The sequence below is a fragment of the Bradyrhizobium sp. Ken51 genome (assembly GCF_055807435.1).
Genome location: NZ_JBVVPB010000013.1, coordinates 131,995 through 146,081, shown reverse-complemented (window position 1 = coordinate 146,081; position 14,087 = coordinate 131,995). Strand labels below are relative to the sequence as shown.

The 14,087-nt window shown below is 61.7% G+C and carries 17 protein-coding genes and 1 tRNA gene; 5 read left to right on the top strand and 13 right to left on the bottom strand.

The genetic code is table 11. From position 1 onward, the window contains the following. Positions 1-209: 209 nt before the first annotated feature. A complete protein-coding gene (locus tag AC0L27_RS22345) occupies positions 210-1,706 on the top strand; it encodes a DUF6056 family protein (protein ID WP_354210048.1) in 1,497 nt (498 codons plus the stop codon). Positions 1,707-1,741: 35 nt separating this feature from the next. Beyond that, entirely contained in the window at positions 1,742-1,870 is a 129-nt protein-coding gene (locus AC0L27_RS22340; protein WP_354210047.1) for a hypothetical protein, read from the top strand. A gap of 639 nt (positions 1,871-2,509) precedes the next feature. Here the strand turns inward: AC0L27_RS22340 and AC0L27_RS22335 are convergent. From AC0L27_RS22335 to AC0L27_RS22320, 4 genes are all read right to left on the bottom strand, one after another. Continuing rightward, complete coding sequence (locus AC0L27_RS22335) at positions 2,510-2,692, bottom strand: hypothetical protein (protein WP_473320389.1); 183 nt, start codon at positions 2,690-2,692, stop codon at positions 2,510-2,512. Positions 2,693-2,761: 69 nt separating this feature from the next. Beyond that, entirely contained in the window at positions 2,762-2,953 is a 192-nt protein-coding gene (locus tag AC0L27_RS22330) for a hypothetical protein (RefSeq protein ID WP_084777559.1), read from the bottom strand. Between the two features lie 47 nt (positions 2,954-3,000). Further along, complete coding sequence (locus AC0L27_RS22325; RefSeq protein ID WP_354210046.1) at positions 3,001-3,384, bottom strand: hypothetical protein; 384 nt, start codon at positions 3,382-3,384, stop codon at positions 3,001-3,003. 110 nt (positions 3,385-3,494) lie between these two features. Next, positions 3,495-3,851, bottom strand: a complete 357-nt coding sequence (locus AC0L27_RS22320) for a hypothetical protein (protein ID WP_275171142.1) — start codon at positions 3,849-3,851, stop codon at positions 3,495-3,497. Between the two features lie 202 nt (positions 3,852-4,053). On the opposite strand from AC0L27_RS22320, the gene AC0L27_RS22315 reads away from it, so the two are divergent. Continuing rightward, the gene (locus AC0L27_RS22315) at positions 4,054-4,239 is read left to right on the top strand and encodes a hypothetical protein (protein ID WP_275171141.1); all 186 of its coding nucleotides are present in this window, start codon (positions 4,054-4,056) and stop codon (positions 4,237-4,239) included. An 89-nt stretch (positions 4,240-4,328) separates the two neighbouring features. Here AC0L27_RS22315 and AC0L27_RS22310 read toward each other — a convergent pair whose 3' ends face one another. From AC0L27_RS22310 to AC0L27_RS22290, 5 genes are all read right to left on the bottom strand, one after another. After that, positions 4,329-4,709 carry a hypothetical protein gene (locus tag AC0L27_RS22310; RefSeq protein ID WP_354210045.1) on the bottom strand — a complete coding sequence of 127 codons (381 nt, stop codon included), beginning with the start codon at positions 4,707-4,709 and terminating at the stop codon, positions 4,329-4,331. 538 nt (positions 4,710-5,247) lie between these two features. After that, the gene (locus AC0L27_RS22305; protein ID WP_354210044.1) at positions 5,248-5,559 is read right to left on the bottom strand and encodes a hypothetical protein; all 312 of its coding nucleotides are present in this window, start codon (positions 5,557-5,559) and stop codon (positions 5,248-5,250) included. Positions 5,560-5,915: 356 nt separating this feature from the next. After that, positions 5,916-5,991: transfer RNA gene (locus AC0L27_RS22300), tRNA-Lys, on the bottom strand. A gap of 316 nt (positions 5,992-6,307) precedes the next feature. Further along, the gene (locus AC0L27_RS22295; protein WP_354210043.1) at positions 6,308-8,983 is read right to left on the bottom strand and encodes a glycosyltransferase; all 2,676 of its coding nucleotides are present in this window, start codon (positions 8,981-8,983) and stop codon (positions 6,308-6,310) included. Between the two features lie 214 nt (positions 8,984-9,197). After that, positions 9,198-9,794 (bottom strand): beta-1-3, beta-1-6-glucan biosynthesis protein, encoded by a 597-nt coding sequence (locus tag AC0L27_RS22290; RefSeq protein ID WP_354258212.1) that lies wholly within the window; start codon positions 9,792-9,794, stop codon positions 9,198-9,200. A 329-nt stretch (positions 9,795-10,123) separates the two neighbouring features. Here AC0L27_RS22290 and AC0L27_RS22285 point away from each other — a divergent pair, with 329 nt between their 5' ends. Next, a complete protein-coding gene (locus AC0L27_RS22285; RefSeq protein ID WP_473320386.1) occupies positions 10,124-11,683 on the top strand; it encodes a glycoside hydrolase family 17 protein in 1,560 nt (519 codons plus the stop codon). Here the strand turns inward: AC0L27_RS22285 and AC0L27_RS22280 are convergent. Both AC0L27_RS22280 and AC0L27_RS22275 read right to left on the bottom strand, forming a co-directional pair. Then, positions 11,643-12,023 (bottom strand): hypothetical protein, encoded by a 381-nt coding sequence (locus AC0L27_RS22280; RefSeq protein ID WP_275171135.1) that lies wholly within the window; start codon positions 12,021-12,023, stop codon positions 11,643-11,645. The genes AC0L27_RS22285 and AC0L27_RS22280 overlap by 41 nt on opposite strands. Further along, a complete protein-coding gene (locus AC0L27_RS22275; RefSeq protein WP_473320384.1) occupies positions 12,020-12,193 on the bottom strand; it encodes a hypothetical protein in 174 nt (57 codons plus the stop codon). Before AC0L27_RS22275 ends, AC0L27_RS22280 begins: the two co-directional genes overlap by 4 nt. A gap of 13 nt (positions 12,194-12,206) precedes the next feature. Here AC0L27_RS22275 and AC0L27_RS22270 point away from each other — a divergent pair, with 13 nt between their 5' ends. After that, the gene (locus AC0L27_RS22270; RefSeq protein WP_275171134.1) at positions 12,207-12,353 is read left to right on the top strand and encodes a hypothetical protein; all 147 of its coding nucleotides are present in this window, start codon (positions 12,207-12,209) and stop codon (positions 12,351-12,353) included. A gap of 24 nt (positions 12,354-12,377) precedes the next feature. On the opposite strand, the gene AC0L27_RS22265 is transcribed toward AC0L27_RS22270, so the two are convergent. Both AC0L27_RS22265 and AC0L27_RS22260 read right to left on the bottom strand, forming a co-directional pair. Continuing rightward, entirely contained in the window at positions 12,378-12,533 is a 156-nt protein-coding gene (locus AC0L27_RS22265; protein ID WP_473320382.1) for a hypothetical protein, read from the bottom strand. A gap of 112 nt (positions 12,534-12,645) precedes the next feature. After that, positions 12,646-13,983, bottom strand: coding sequence for a hypothetical protein (locus AC0L27_RS22260; RefSeq protein ID WP_473320380.1), 1,338 nt, complete (start codon positions 13,981-13,983; stop codon positions 12,646-12,648). Positions 13,984-14,087 lie beyond the last annotated feature (104 nt).

Genomic DNA, 14,087 nt, shown 5'->3' with positions numbered 1-14,087 from the left:
AATCTCAGGATGCGCGTGTATCACTGCGAGTAGTTTTGAGCAATACCCGCTGCAGCAGCAAACGCGGCGGCCCGCCTGCATGCGCGGCTAGGCGGCAACGCAGCTCATGCACTGTGTAAGAGCGTACGCCCTTATTGACAGCTCAACCTTTAGGCGCTGTCATGCGTCATTGAACAACCAGAAGTGCGCTTTCTTTCAAAGAACAATGCATGCACACCAACGTCAATTTTGCATACGCCGATGCTCGATGTGCGCGTTTGCAACTGGCTGCGTGGACCATTGTCGTTGTTGTAGCGGGCGCGTTCATCCTGAAGCTACTAAGCTTGGCGCTATATTCGATCCCAGAGTCCGACGATTTTTGCTTCTTTTATACGAACAACCAATACGGCATCGTCGAAACGGTATCGGTATTCTACCATAGCGCGATAGGGCGTATCACACCGTTGCTGCTGATGCAGCTTCCTGCTGTCCTCCGCACCTTGACAGGCATAGATCTTTTCATCTGCTACGTGCTGATCATGGTTGCTTTCATGGTCACCTTTGTGGTGTCGATGATATTTCTCGCGCGACGGATTCAGCCTGACACAAACATCTTGCAGCAGATTGCGCTCGGGCTGGCCTTCGCGGCTGTGCTCGGGAGCGAGGCTCCGAGCCTGCAGCAAATGTTCTACTGGTTGCCAGGTGTCGCTTGTTACACCGTTGCTGCGGCGATCGTCCTCTTGATGTTTGCTGAACTCATAAATGCCACGGAAAATGGAGTAAATCTCTCGCGCGCATCGACAGCGATGATGGCGTTCGGTGGTTTGGTCGCGGCTATGTGCAATGAGTTCACGGCGGCTTGGCTGATAGGCATGATCTCCTGCTCGCTACTGGCTCGCTGGTTATTTACGCAACGCCTCCAGGTCGCTGCACATTTGTGGATTGGTCTCGCGATCCTCACTGGTCTCGCCGTCGTAGTCTCGGCGCCTGGCAATTCCGTGCGCATGAGTCAGTTTCCGATGGCGGGTGATTTTTCGAACTCACTGAAGGAGGCGTTTCTTTTCGGCTTGATCGGCTTAGGTCGCCTGTTTAGAGAGCCCGCGACGGGCACGTGGCTTTTGTTTGTAGTGTTGGTCACCACCGCATTGCCGCAGCCGAAATACGTGGATTCGAGAAACAGAAAGTTCTTGGCCGTAGGAGTTGCTTTCATTGGTATAGGCGGCGCCTATTTCGGATATTTCGTGCACCAATATGCGACCGGGAATCGTCTTGTGGAGAGGGCGCAGAATGAGGTGCTGGCCTTCGTGCTATTTAGTCTGACCATGAGCGCCACACTTTTTGCCCGATCGCATCGAGACCGAATTTCGAAGCTCCTCGCCGCCTCACCTTTGCCTCCGTCGGTCATGGGTATTGCTGTGCCTTTGATGTTCGGCGCCAGCTTGGCAGTAGCGTTGAACTACAGCAAAGTCGGCACGCAAATTCGGTCGGAGCGAGACAGCTTCAGTGTCTTTTGGCTCGAGAGCATGGAGCGTCATGCGCGTCTGACCCTGTCACCTGAGCAACGGCTGGTGGTAGCGCAGCACACGGTTCACCCAACGACGTTGATGAACAGCGATGTGACCAATGACCCCAGCCGACTTCCGAACGACTGCATCGCGAGCTTCTATCAAAAGGAGAGCATCGTAGCGGGGCCCGCCGGTACGCTTAGCGTGCAACGCGCTGAGTAGGCGACAGCGTGACCCTCGGCTTCTGGGCTTCACTTATGGATCCGAGATACAGGATCCCCAGCCTGCATGACGAGTGGGTGATCACCGATGGCTGGGGTCACGATCTCAAGATGTTCTGGCAGGTGCTCAAATTCGTGGGCCTCGCCGATCTTGCGCCATCGTAGAGCAATGTGTGGAGGCCGCGGTTGAGGCACGATTAGAAGGCAACCGAGCAAGTTAATCCTGACTTGCTCACGCAGCAATTGGGCCCGCCGGTTCACGCTGGCGGGCCATCACTCCATGGCTCAATACCGGTAGTAATACTGCGGCCTGTTCTGAAAGCGCCGGGGCACTGTTCCGGTTGGGTAGCATTGGCCGTCTCGAACGTCGAGATCAACGCCATCGCCGCCGCAGGGTACCGGGTATCTGCCGGAGCCGTAGCGGGGATAGCCGTATCCTCCATCGCCTCGGTAGTATTGCCGGCGCCCGGCTTGCTCCTCGGGTGGCAGAGCGCCATTCGGATAGCAAAGCCCGTCGCGCGAACTCAGATCCCAGCCGTGACCGCACGGGGGCGGGTGTCTGGGGATACCATATTGGATCTGCTGGATGGAAGGTCGGGGGCCCGTATCGGACGTGGCCGGTCCGATCATCAACGCGGCTGCAAGAACGGTCATAATCATCGGAAGCCTCCAGAGATCGCAGAGTGACTTGGAACGCATGAACCCGATGTGAATAGCTGAGGTTTCACCACGGCCGAGTGCCCTTCGACCTTGCACCGGCCGCGGCCCAGGCGCCGCCTTTGCAGCCGGCTTTTCACCTGAAAACTATTGTGGCTCGGCTGGCTTATCTCGCTCATGGTTCTCGGCTTCGGCGGCCGCGCACGCATCCATGCCATGACATTTGCTGAGATAGTACCGAGCGCTTGCGTAGATCGAGCAAACAATCACCACGGAAACCAGCAGGAAGATCATCCACCGTCGCTTCAACATTCCCATGACCTTCTGCACCCTCCATCCAACGCGGCCCGTTCGCCTGACCGGCCCAACCAGGCGAGGCGAAAGGTCGATGAGCTCGAATCAGACCTTGCGCTTCGGATTCAGTCTAGCCTCACGCTCCAGCCGCTCGGACTTCAGGCGTTTGAGGTTCTCCTGAAACTCCGGAGTGGCTTGACTGTCCGCTATGGTCTGTCTCGATCCTATCGGATTGAGGGTCTTTCGATTGGCTTCGTCCGCGACTTGTTGCTCGGCCGAACGTTTGGGTTTGATCATTTGCTGTTGCCTTCAGGCCGAGATTGACCAAGCGGTCGCCGGTCAATTTATTTTCGATTTGGCCGGTCGCGTCGAACGTTCTGGAATTCCTCGGGCCCCTTGACGAGCCGCCGCTTGCGGCTGGCCTGGTCATCCGGGCTCGCTTTGTTGTCTTTGAGCTTGTCGATCGCGTTACCCGCCATTTCCCGAGCCCGCTCGGAGGAGGCCTTGGCGGCCGACGTGACCGCGACGGCCGGGGCGGGTTTGCCCAAGCCAATCGTGACCAGCCGACGAATGGATTCAGAGCGAGCCGGAGTGTCTTCCTGCCACGACGCCCAGGCGTCGATCCGAGCGACAGTCGATTCCGGCCAGCGCGTGCCGATCTGGACGCCCTGACCAGTAGCGGGGCGGCCGCGATGTTTTTTGGCACGAATCTTTTTTGCTGGTTTCATTTTATTTGGTACCAAAAAATCAAGCCGAGGGGAAGCGCGAACTTCCGATGATGTGCCTGTCGTGCACCGTCACTGCGTTGCCACGCAACATCACGATCACAGATTTGATGTCAGGCGGCTCCCCGTAGAGGCAGCGCCAGTTGTACAGCAAAAGGTCGGGAAGCATTTGCTTGGACGAAGGCCTGCAAGGCCGGCGTGATCTCGCTACTCGTGACACGCTCGGCAAGCTCATCTGCGATCTCGCTGGTGGCATCGCGAGATCGGCCCTCGATCGCGTTGAAGGCGACAATACGGACCGGATAGGCGTACTGCCCGGAGAGCAGGTCGCGGATGATGGTCTCGACGTCGGTGTCCTGCTCGTCGGTCTCGCGCCAGGAGCAGCCGGCGCGTGCGCCGAAGTCTTCCAGCACCAGGTAAATGTCCCGGTCGAGACGATCCAGCGGCACAATCGACGGCGCATGACGCATGACGCAACTCCTACTCAAAGAGGAAGCAATCGTCCGGCCGGACGATCGTTCCGGCCCAAGGCCGTACCGGCTACGCAATCGCCTGTGAGCAGTTTCACGGGTCCAGCGAGCGGACAGAGCTGTGCTTTGCCGTGTTTCACTTGTCCGAAATGTTGGACAAGCTGGAGCGCAACTACCGAGCCGCTTGGCATGGGGAGCCTCCATGCGCCTGATCCAGCTCCTGCTCATGCGCTACCGGTTGCGGCTGACCCGCTACGCCCTAAGGGCCAGTATGTACCTTGCTCTGCTCAGCAAGCGCTGCATCGCCTTTGATGTTCCAGAAAGATACGCCGCCGGGCTCGAAATGAAGCGTCCCGGCGGCGCCCTGTACCAAACTGGGTCCTCTTAATCCCCAGCCAACTAGATATGAGCAATGCCCGTGCCACAGGGCCGCCGGTTCACGCTGGTGGGCCTACTCGTCAGTTGCCAAAGCGGGGGCTAGGCGTCTTGGCAGGGAATACCGAAGTTGTCACAAGCGAGAGCGAATGACTCTTTTGCCTTTGCATCTTCGAAGCAGAAGCGAGTGCCGATCTCCGCCTGATCGATCCACCAATCGACGTTACTGCCTTTCGCGATGCGGGAGGCTTCGCCGCGCAAAAGATCCAGCTGTCTTCCGGCAGCACGAACGATCAAGCAATTTTTCTCTTTGGACACAATACCTTCTCCATGGCACAGGACGCCGAACTCATTGGTACTAAGCGCCGTGAACACGAAGGCCGCAGCAGGGGGCTGCTGCGGCCTCATTGTCAAAAAAGCCGGGTGAAAAAGGTCTAAGTGAAATATGCAGCCAGCCCCGGTGCGATGATCGTATCGCGGCATCTCTGGCTCGCAATATGATCTATTTCACAATCGGCAGGCTCACCCGCTTGCCTAGTTTTCCCGGTCGCCTATGTTCCAGAGACAACAATTGTTATTTTGGAGTCAGAAGTTTTCGCGTTCAGGATCGCCCCTTGTGTATCGTTTGATACGTCGCGCTCGGATACGCTTTGCTACTATTTCCCGAACAGGGGGCGTGGCATGGACCTACTAAAGAAAGCAATGGGGCAACTTGAACCCCCGGAGTGTCCGAATTGCCGCGTCACCATGAGATGGTTTCGCTCGGAGCTAGTCCGCGGCAAAGAGGAAGAGATCATCGCCCACCTTTTCGTCTGCCCCCACTGCAAGCGCGCTCAGCGGAACGATACAAAGTTCAATCCGGTTCGCGTGCCGCCTGACAAACTGGCGGCCCGTCGTTTTCATGTCGTGACGGGAGGAAGGTAGGCCGCCTCAGTGGGCGGCCTCTCGTATGGACGAGATTCACGCCGGCGGGCCTTATGCAAAGCAGGCGACAATGGCGAGAACCACGTCCGTGCCCAGGTCACCGGAGTACATCGTGAAAAGGACGCCGGCACCAAGAACGACTGCAAAGGTGTTGAATACGATTATTTTGAGATCCCCTCGTGGGCGAGGGGAAACTGAACCCCCAATGTTTCGTCAGTGCTTCGCGGAAGCGGCGAATGGTTTCATTCACCGAGGCGTTACCCGTGATTAGCTCAACTGCTTTAGGAACGAACTGCTTTCCTCCCGGTTGGCGCTTTTCCCGATCGCGCGGGGGTGGCGTAATGAATGCTTTGGAACAGATCGGCGAGGCAGCGCCGGAAACATCATCAAAGGCCAGATTGACGGACATCGCCATCGCCCTAACTTTCGGGTTCGGTATCCTTTTTTCCATGGCGGCTTGGCTGTACTTTTTAGGGAGCATTCTTGCACGGACGATAACTTGGGCTCTGTCCTAGCAGGTGGCCTTGAGATAGTTCTCGGGAACTTCCAGAAGCGCAGCTCGACTCGGCTCGTGCTGAATCCTCTCAGCCCATTCACGGCAGACTTGCTCCATCTGCTCGCGAGTTCGCACACGACCCCGCACCATCCGACGGATGAGCCCCACGAGCGCTGTCAAAGCTGCTCTCCCGTGTGCATGGTGTGTGCACATGATTTTCGGGAGGAGGGTAGGAGGTTTGTTTTCTCGGCTAGGCGCTTGATTTTGCTTGGTGAGCGCGCTGGGGCTCGAACCCAGGACCCCGTGATTAAAAGTCACGTGCTCTACCGGCTGAGCTACGCGCTCCCATGGCCGCCGATGGCTTTGAAGAGATCGCCATCGTCTTCGGTCATTTGGAAAAGCATGTCTTGCCGCCAATTTGACGCAAGGGTTGCGGAAAAACCGGCTGTTTCCGGATCATGCTTTCGGCCCGCGCTGTGTAGGGGGATGGGGCGCGGAGGTCAATAGCTCGGGTGGTTGCCGAAGTTGAAGGCAACAGCGGGAGTTCGCTCGCCGTTTCCAATGCTTGAGCCGGGATTTTCAACCGGAATGGCGGGCCGCCATCCACGCCGAAGAACCCGCGACGTTCGCCGATAGGCCGGATGCCGCGTTCGGAGCCCCGTCAGTTCGCCTCCCGCCGGACCTCGCTTGGCACCGGCACTTGCTGCGGCGTGCCGGCGGGGGTCGGCAGCGCGACCGGGCGCAGGCCGATCAGCTCGGCGGTGCGGATCGCGCTGTCGCGCCAGAACTGGAACGAGTTGATGCGGCTGAGCTCGAGGATGGCGATGGCGACCGCGGCCAGGAACGGCAGGCTTTGGAGCACCAGCACGCCGGCGAAGATGTAGATCTCGGTGATCTGACGATAGCTGTTGGAGGCCACCAGCACGCCGGCGCCGATCAGGAGCAGGGCACCGATCACGGCCTCCCAGAACGCCTGGAACTCGATCGACATCCTGGACAGGCCGCCCTTGGACGTGCGTGCAAACGCAATGTGCTCGGTGATCAGTCCCTGCGCCACCGCGCGCGACACCGTCCACTGCACGCTCATCGCCGCGATCATCGCGCCCAGCATCTGGCCGGGCTTGATCGCGACGCGCGCACGGTACATCGACAAGAAGTGCACGAGCGAGACGATGAAGGCGCCGATGATCGGCAGCGTCAGGATCTTGTCGGGAATGGCGATGTCGGCGAAGGCGACGATCGGCACCCAGACGAGGTTGAGCAGCGCCACGACCACGCCGAGGCTTTCGGCACCCAGCCAGTTCAGCCAGCCCAGGCCATATTCGCGCTTCTGGTCGGGCGTCAGCCGGCTCCGTCCGGGCAGGAAGTTCCGCCAGTGCTTCTTGACGATCTGGAGGCCGCCATAGGCCCAGCGGTGACGCTGCTTCTTGAAGGCCTCGTAGGTGTCGGGGAGCAGGCCCTGGCCGTAGCGGTGGTTGGTGTAGTGCGTGGTCCAGCCGAGCTGCTGGATGGAAAGGCCGAGATCGCTGTCCTCGCAGATCGTGTCGGACGACCAACCGCCGGCCATGTCCATCGCGGCGCGGCGGATCAGGCACATCGTGCCGTGCACGATGATGGCGTTGGTCTCGTTGCGCTGGACCATGCCGATGTCGAAGAAGCCGGCATATTCGCCGTTCATGATGTAGTGCATGATCGACAGGTCGCCGTCGCGATGTTCCTGCGGCGCCTGCACCAGGCCGACACTGGGATCGGCGAACGCCGGCACGAGGTCCTTGAGCCAGTCGGGATCGACGACGTAGTCGGCGTCGAGGATGCCGATGATCTCGGCGTCGACGGCGGTGCGGTCCATCGCGATGCGCAGCGCACCGGCCTTGAAGCCCTGCACCTTCTCGGCGTTGATGAACTTGAAGCGTTCACCGAGCGCGCGGCAATGATCCTGGATCGGCTGCCAGAAGGCAGGGTCGGGCGTGTTGTTGATGATGACGACGCATTCGTAGTTCGGATAATTCAGCCGCGACAGCGCATCGAGCGTCTGCTTGAGCATCTCGACCGGCTCGAAATAGGCGGGAATGTGGATCGAGACCTTCGGGTAATAATTCTCGGGCACGTCCTCGACCGGCTTGCCTTTCGTGAGCAGCCGCTGCGGCGGCCGGCCGAACGCGACGGCCGCGATCTCGTCGATGCGCGCCATCGCGATCAGCACGAGGGGAACAAGCAGGATCATGCCGAGCGTGAGCGCGAAGGCGGAGCCGAAGATGAAATAGTGTCCGTTCCAGAACGCGAACACGGTGGCGGCCCAGGCGCCGACGCCATTGGCGGTGGCCGACAGCAGGAACGCCTGCTTCGCCGTCGGCTGCTGCAGCCGCAGGATCGGCAGCGACAGCAGGATTCCGACCAGGAGGGCGACGCCCATCAGCTTCCAATAGTCGGGATTCTCCACCGGCCCGGTCCAGGCGAACTTCGGCTCGCGGCTGGCGTTGAGGATGCCCCAGTACGGACCGACGCCGCCTTCGAAGTATTTCCAGGGCTGATCGATGGCCTCGACGATGTTGTATTCCATGCCGATGGCGTCGGCGCGGCTGACGAAGTTGCGCAAGGTCAGTGCCTGCTGGAACGGACCGGGGTCGGCGTTGCGCAAATTGTAACCCGCGCTCGGCCAGCCGAACTCGGCGATCACGATGCGCTTGCCGGGGAACAGGTTGCGCAACAGATTGTAGCGGTCGACGGCCTGATCGACCGCCTGGTCCGAGCGGAAGTTCTCCCAATAGGGCAGCACGTGGGCGGCGATGAAGTCGACGTTGGAGCCGAGGTCGGGATTGTCGCGCCAGATGTTCCAGATTTCACCGGTCGTGACGGGCACGCGCACCGAGCCCTTGACCTTCTTGATCATCTCGATGAGGTCTTCGACCTTCTGCTCGCCGCGATAGATCACCTCGTTGCCGACGACGACGCCGTTGACGTTGCTGTTCTTGCGGGCGAGCTCGATGGCGGCCTTGATCTCGCGCTCGTTGCGATCCTTGTCCTTGTCGATCCAGGCGCCGACGGTGACCTTGAGGCCGAACTCGGCCGCGATCGGCGGCACCAGTTCCACGCCGCCGGTGGACGAATAGAGACGGATCGCGCGCGTCATCGTCGACAGCGTCTTCAGGTCGGCGCGGATTTTCTCCACCGACGGAATGTTGTCGATGTCGGGGTGAGCCGAGCCCTCGAACGGCGCGTAGGAGACACTGGGCAGCAAGCCCTTGAAGTCGGGCGCGGGTTCCTTGTCGCGCAAGACTCCCCAGAGGCCGGCGTGGAGCGCGGACACAAGCAACAGAACGGCGGCGACAACCCGCATCGCGGCTAAACCAAAAGGGGCTGAGGGGGCAGGGAAGCGGATCCGACCCCGAGATCCGACCAAGTCCGCGGCAAATGGAGCATACCTCTGCCGCGCGGTTTCACAACTGTCATCGCCTCATGACCGTATGAGGGCATGCACATTTCGAAATTCGCAGCAGTGCCAATTGCCTCTATCGCCGATCGTTCCTGAACGGAGGCTGAAACAATCGCGGCTATTTCGGGGGCGCCGGTGACGGGCTTGCCGCCGGCGAGGGGCTCGCGGCCGGCTGCGGCTGCGCATTGCCCGCTGCCGGCGCGGCCGGCTGCGAGGCCGCGGCCGCGGCCGCCGCCTGCTGCGGCTGCGACGCCGGGTTGATCCAGCAAGCGTGCACGCGGCTGTCCAGGGTCTCGGCGACCTTGGGATCGATCTGGCCACCGAAGCGGGTCAAGCAGCGGAAGGCGGCCTGGATGTGGCCGCCGGGGCAGCCGAAGCGATCGTAGAGGTCGAGATGGCGGAATGCGGTATCGAGGTCATCCCGCCACATCAGCCGCACCACGCGCCGGCCGAGCCAGACGCATTCGGGGTTGCCGGCCGGACCGTTGATGACCTGGGCTGCTTCGGCGAACTCGTCGGTGCGGCGCTGGTTCTGGGCGGCATCCTTGGCCGCGTCGGCGGGCTGGGCGGCTGCCTTGCTCTGGTCTGGAGCGGGCGTGCCGCTCTGGGCGGAGGCCGCGCCGATACCCATCAGGATGACAAGGGAAGAAACGGCCAAGGTGGCGGCGAACTGCCGCAGGACCGCATTTCGTAACTCGAACACCCGTTGCCGCATGAATTCCCCAATATATCACTGCCCGTCCGCGTCAGGACCTTCGCGGACGCGCCCGGTGATGGCGTCCAAATGGGTCTCCAATGCGGCGGAAAAGTCCTCCCGAGTCCATGGCCTGAATCTGGAATTTTGTCCAGCAAAGTCACGATCCTAGGCCTCGGTCGAACGGCCGCAGGTAAATTCCTCAGGGGAGGGATGGATCCATAACGGAGTCACCCCCTTGGCAGACGCCGTGCTAGCAGGTAATCGACGGCCCTTCGCGGAGGACGGAACCGATTTCTCTTCGTACGCCACTGGCGCTTCTGCTCGTTTCATTGGGTGCGATCGCTGCCGTGTGGTGGTGGCTTGCCACGCCGATCTCGCTCGCGCGCGCCCCGATCGATCCCGCCGACAAGGTCCAATGCGTCTCCTACGCGCCGTTCCGCGGCGAGCAGTCGCCGCTGAACGCATGGACCCATATCGAGGCCGACCAGATCGAGCAGGACCTGCGCCAGCTCAAGGAGATCACCGACTGCGTCCGCACCTATTCGATGGAGAACGGGCTCGACCAGGTGCCGGCGATCGCGGCCCGGATCGGCGGGCTGAAGGTGCTCCAGGGCATCTGGCTCTCCAGCAACCGCACCAAGAATTTCGAGCAGGCGGCGCTCGCCATTCGTCTTTCCAAGGATTTCCCCGGAATCATCACCAGCATCATCGTCGGCAACGAAGTGCTGCTGCGCGGCGAGATGACGACCGCGGACCTCGTCTCCATCATCCGCTCGGTGAAGGCGCAGGTCAGCGTGCCCGTCACCTATGCCGATGTCTGGGAGTTCTGGCTCAGGAATCGCGAGATCTATGACGCCGTCGACTTCGTCACGATCCACATCCTGCCCTATTGGGAGGACTTCCCGGTCAAGGCGAAGTTTGCCGCCTCCCATGTCGAACAGATCCGCGAGCGCATGGCGGTCGCATTTCCCGGCAAGGAAATTTTGATCGGCGAGACCGGCTGGCCGAGCGAGGGGCGCATGCGCGAGGGCGCGCTGCCGTCGCGCACCAACCAGGCGCGCGTGGTCTCGGAGATCCTGAGCCTGGCGAAAGCGCAGAAATTCCGCGTCAATCTGATCGAATCCTACGACCAGCCGTGGAAGCGCAAGCTGGAGGGCACCGTCGGCGGCTATTGGGGCCTCTATGACTCGGTGCGCCGGAGTCTGAAATATCCGCCGGGCCAGCCGATCAGCAATTTCCCGTACTGGAAATGGTACATGGGCGCAGGCATGGGCCTCTCCGTGCTTGTGTTCGCGGTGGCCGGCCTGACGTTGCGGCGCAGGCCGTGGACGCCGCGCTTCTCGGCCTGGCTCGGCGTGGCGATCTCGGCGACCTCGGCCGGCATCCTGCTCGGAATCGGCGCCGACAAGATGTACTACGAGAGCTATGGCATCGGCGGTTGGCTGTTGTGGGGCACGCTGCTCGCGGCCGGCATCCTATCGCCGATCTTCTGCGCGCAGGCGATGGTGATCGGCCGCAGCCTTCCGACCTTTCTCGATCTGCTCGGTCCGCGCGAGGGCCGGAAATGGTCGAAGCTCACCGCTGTGCTCGGCTTGACGCTGGCAGTGACGGCGGTGATTGCGGCGCAGACCGCACTCGGCTTCGTGTTCGATCCGCGCTACAAGGATTTCCCTTACGCTGCGCTGACGATGGCGGTGGTGCCGTTCGCGCTGCTGATGCTGAACCGGCCGCAGATCGGCCAGCGTCCGATCGCGGAGTCCGTCTTCGCCGGCGTGCTGACGCTGTCGGCGGCCTATGTGCTCGTCAACGAGGGCCGCGATAATTGGCAGTCGCTGTGGACCTGCGCGATCTATCTCTTGTTCGCGCTCACGCTGTGGCGGGCGCGGGCCGAGCAAATCCAAGAATGAGCAGGCCGATCGCCAGGCCCGACAGCACGACATTGTAGAGCACGATGCCGAGGCCGGCGGCGATGATGCCGACGGTCAGCAGCACGATCGACGGCCGCATCAGGTTCAACGTCGCCACCACCAGCGCGACGATGCCGAACACGGAATTCTTGAACAGCACGGTCGCGACCGATCGCGCCTTGCAGACCAGGGTCTGAAGCCCGGCGTCGCAGGCGAGACCGACCTGCGAGTTTTCGATTCCGAGGTAGCGCAGATAGAGCGCATAGCCGACGCTGGCGAAGCCGACGACGATCAGGAACTGCACCTGATAGGGCGTGAGGCGGAAGGGCTTTTTTGTCATGGTGGCAATATGGTCGGGAAGGCGCGGGCGGGCAACAGGGAAGGTGACTTTATGTCGATCGCGGGCCCTTGCGGAATGAGCAAGGCGGCCGCGCCCGGCCCGAAGATATCCAGGAACAGGCTGGGGTCGCGCAGGTTTGAAACGGTGTGACCGCGCAACGCATGCTGCATGCAAGGAGCGAGCATGGAAAAGCCAACTCGGGAGCAACTGGACGAACTCAAGAGGCTGAGCAAGGAAGCTCGGGTCGAGGATTGGTCGGAACTGGTCCAGTCGAGGGATGAAGCTGAGAACCGCATTCGCGACCTGAAGGAAAAGGCGCGCATGGAGTAAGTGATTGCGTGCGCCGATGAGGCATCAAGGCCGATTTTGCATCGTCCGGTTCTGCTCGCTCAGCCGACGTTCGTATTTTTCGGCCAAGGCCAGCAATCGCCTCTTGATATAGGGGTCGGCCTGTTCGGCCAGCTCGCGGATGAGCGCGAGGTGCTCGCGCAGAAACGTCTCGTCCGCCATCTCCGCTCCGAATCATTGTTCGTCGCGGATACTGCCGTCTTGGGTCTGAGGCCTTCGTATCGTTTGATACGTCGGACGCGAGATGGTCTTCGCCGCAGAGCGGATGCCGCGTCTACCGCCTGAAGAACGACGACAGCGTCGATCCCGCCGACGCCGTCTCCGGCTTCGGCTGTGCGGCCGGCTGCGCCGCAGGAGCAGGCGCGGGCTCCTCGCGCTTCGATGAGCGTTTTGAGGAATAGCTGCGGCGATGCTTGTCAGGCTTGGCGGCGGGCGCGGGCGCCGGGACGGTCTCGGCTTGTGGCACCGAGTCCTGGTTCTTGTCGGAGTTCTTCTCTTGAACTCGATCCTGAGTCTTTTCTTGTTTTTCCTGCCCGCCGCGCATTGACAGCCGCTGGCCGTCGAACACGGTGGTCTCGCAGTGGCGGTCGTTCTCGGCGAGGCCGGCGCAGAGTTTTGCTGCAGCCGCTGCGTTGATCAGCGGGCCGGCACCGAGGCGGAGCTGCATGCCGAGGCCGGTGTTGCCTTCCTTGATCATGATGATCGGCCGCAACGCTGCGATCTCAGGATTGGATTTGGTGACCCCGCGCCACAATGCGCGCAGGCCTTCGAGCGAGTTGGCGCCACCGAGATCAATCGCAAAGCGCGTCTGCTGGACCGCGATCGCGGGAGCCTCGCTTTCGGCGGCCTCCGGCGGCTTGGCTGGTGCAGCGGCGACTTCGATGGGCGCGGGCGCCGGATCGGGCTTCTTCTCGGCAGCTTTCTCAGTGGTCTCGGGCTGAACCAGTTTCGGGGCGGCCGGATCGGGCGGCGCCATGATCGATTTGGATGGGACCAGCGGAAGCATCGGCAGTGCCGAATTCGTTGCCGGCAACTGCGCGACCAGCGAGGCCGCGGCCGCGCTTTGTGGCGGCGGGCTCGATGGCTCCTTTGCAGCCTCTGCGCGCGGCTTGTCGTTGGCCAAAGCCGGTGTCGAGGCGACCGGCCCGATGCCGGGCGCCGGCGGCCCGATCAAAGCCGGCGCGTCCTGAGGTTTCGCAACGGATGCCTGCGGCGGCGTTGTCGTCTGCTTGGCGATGGCGCCGGTGACGGAATCCAGCCCTTGCTCTAGCACGGTGACGCGCGAATAGAGCCGGTCGCGATCGGTGTTCAGCGTCTCGATGGCGGAGGCGAGGCGTCGGGCCTCGTTCTGGCTCTCTTTGGTCAGCATCTGGAGCCGGTCGGCCTGGCGCGCGAGATCGGCGGACGCAACCTGGTCGCGCCGCCAGCCGAGCTGGGCCTGGTTGGCGAACACGGCAATCACCACGGCGCCGACGGCCGCCACGCCCCATGAGCCCAGCCGCCACATCATGCCGCGATCGAACGAACTCTCCTCGGCCACGAGGCCGGAGAACAGCCCGCCGGTCTCCTTGTCGCCGAAGGCATCCGCCAGTGGGTCGGAATCCTTTGCCATGAACGTTAAGTGCCCAACCCCTGTCCGGCTTCCCCGAATCAATCAGGGAACATTAACAGGAAAAGCGTGTCGCACTTGAACTCCGGGCGTTTGCGGGGGTAGCA